At 34.8% G+C, this 1,880-nt stretch carries 1 protein-coding gene and 3 tRNA genes; 3 read left to right on the forward strand and 1 reads right to left on the reverse strand.

Annotated elements, in window-relative coordinates:
• Positions 1 to 314: 314 nt before the first annotated feature.
• On the reverse strand, positions 315 to 1,004 hold the full coding sequence (locus tag HMPREF1039_RS00010; RefSeq protein WP_007390315.1) for a response regulator transcription factor: 690 nt from the start codon (positions 1,002 to 1,004) through the stop codon (positions 315 to 317).
• Positions 1,005 to 1,593: 589 nt separating this feature from the next.
• On the opposite strand from HMPREF1039_RS00010, the gene HMPREF1039_RS00015 reads away from it, so the two are divergent.
• The 3 genes from HMPREF1039_RS00015 to HMPREF1039_RS00025 all read left to right on the forward strand — a co-directional run bounded on the left by HMPREF1039_RS00015 (position 1,594) and on the right by HMPREF1039_RS00025 (position 1,826).
• A tRNA-Asn gene (locus tag HMPREF1039_RS00015) sits at positions 1,594 to 1,669 on the forward strand.
• A 1-nt stretch (position 1,670) separates the two neighbouring features.
• Positions 1,671 to 1,746: transfer RNA gene (locus HMPREF1039_RS00020), tRNA-Glu, on the forward strand.
• A gap of 4 nt (positions 1,747 to 1,750) precedes the next feature.
• A tRNA-Val gene (locus tag HMPREF1039_RS00025) sits at positions 1,751 to 1,826 on the forward strand.
• The last annotated feature ends 54 nt before the right edge of the window (positions 1,827 to 1,880 follow it).

Raw genomic sequence — 1,880 nt, forward strand, 5'->3', positions numbered from 1 at the left:
GTGTTTCCGGCAGCAGCTGTTAAAGAAAATAAAAATGTCGGATTGGGCTATTTTTATTTATATTTTTTTCATGAACAAAAAATTTATTTTTAGGTATGAATATTAAGAATCATCGACATACTTGGTATAGTATAAAAAATAAAAAAAGTACTTTGAATATATCATTTAAAGGATATTTATACTATACTTTAAATGACGCGTCTTTTTGAGATGTAGAAGACGGCAAACAACCGTCATTCTTTTGTGCAGATAGAGAAAGAAAAAGACTCTTCACTTATAGGAAGAGTCTTTTTCTTTAGGTCGTCTATCGGGGGCTACATTTTAAAAATATATCCCATACCGCGAATCGTTTGTAAGTTGTTAAATTCGTTTACTGCATTCAGTTTTTTACGAATTTTACCTACTGTCACGTCGACAATGTTGGAAGTGCTGATCAGTGCAGGATCCCAAACCGAATGAATTAAATGGGAACGGGTCAGGATGATATTGGGGTGAATCATAAAGTAATGTAACAAATAAAATTCTTTACAAGTGAGGAAGACATGGGTGTCAAAAAAACAGGTGGTTTTTGTACAGGGATTTAAGCTCAGATTCCCGCATGTTATTTCCGCTTCTGTATTTATGTTTCCGTTCCAAATCGTTATTAAATTTTTTATGCGTGCAAAGAGTTCATGCAGGCTGAACGGTTTTACTATATAGTCATTGGCACCGGCTTCAAAAGCACTGACTTTGGTATTAATGTCATCAAAACGGGATAAAATAAGGATCGGAAAATTGTATTTTTTTCGTAACGTGTTACAAAGCGACAAGGTGTGGTCGTTTCTGCTTTGCATGTGCAGTAATGCCGCATGAAAAGAAGTCATTAATAAAGCATCAAATGCCGACTTTTCAGAATAGACGGAAATAAACGAGTAATCACTGTTTTTACATTCTATAGAGAATGCAGAAGATAACTCTTTCGTCATTTCTATTAAGAGTATTTTTTTTGTTTTATCATATTTCATAATATATCCTCCTTTATTTTGGAAATAAACAAAAATAGCTCTTTATTTTTAATAGAAATGTTCTCTGTACAGGAATTTTCTTTGTTTATTATATCAAAAAGAATACTTTTACCATATATAAATTTAAGAACTTGTAATAGAAAATTTGTATAAAAAACTTAATATGTCATGATAAATTTGAGGCGGTTTTTTGGAGTATTTTTTCTTTTATGAAGTATAAATGATGTTGTATATATAATTTTCGTGTAAAAATAATTAGCTTACATCATAGTATACTAAATTAATTTTTATGACGTATTGTAGACGGTAATGGCATAATAAAAGGAAAATGTATATTTTACGCATGTCCGAGAAACGGCGATGCGTGTGTGCAGATGTATTGGGCATATAGTATCCTTTCAGGTGGATAAGGGGCTGTAAAAGTAGGTGGCGGCAGATCGGCATATAGAAGGGAAGTATGGATAGATAGTCTTTGGGCGGGTGAGTTATGAACCCTGTTAAAAGAAAAATAAAAATATTTAGAAAAAGGCTTGTCAAAGTGAGAAACTCATAGTATAATCTTTATTGTTCGATAGAGAACGCAAGGTATTCCTCAATAGCTCAGTTGGTAGAGCAATCGGCTGTTAACCGATTTGTCGTAGGTTCGAGTCCTACTTGAGGAGCCATGGCCCCTTGGTCAAGTGGTCTAAGACACCGCCCTTTCACGGCGGGAACATGGGTTCAAATCCCGTAGGGGTCACCACTATGGGCGATTAGCTCAGCTGGGAGAGCGCCTGCCTTACAAGCAGGATGTCGGCAGTTCGATCCTGTCATCGCCCACCATAGATAAAAACGCAAACTGTTTATTTTTACTGCATGTAAGAATAAACAGTTTTG

Source organism: Megasphaera lornae, from assembly GCF_000214495.1.
In the GTDB taxonomy this organism is placed as follows: domain Bacteria; phylum Bacillota; class Negativicutes; order Veillonellales; family Megasphaeraceae; genus Megasphaera; species Megasphaera lornae.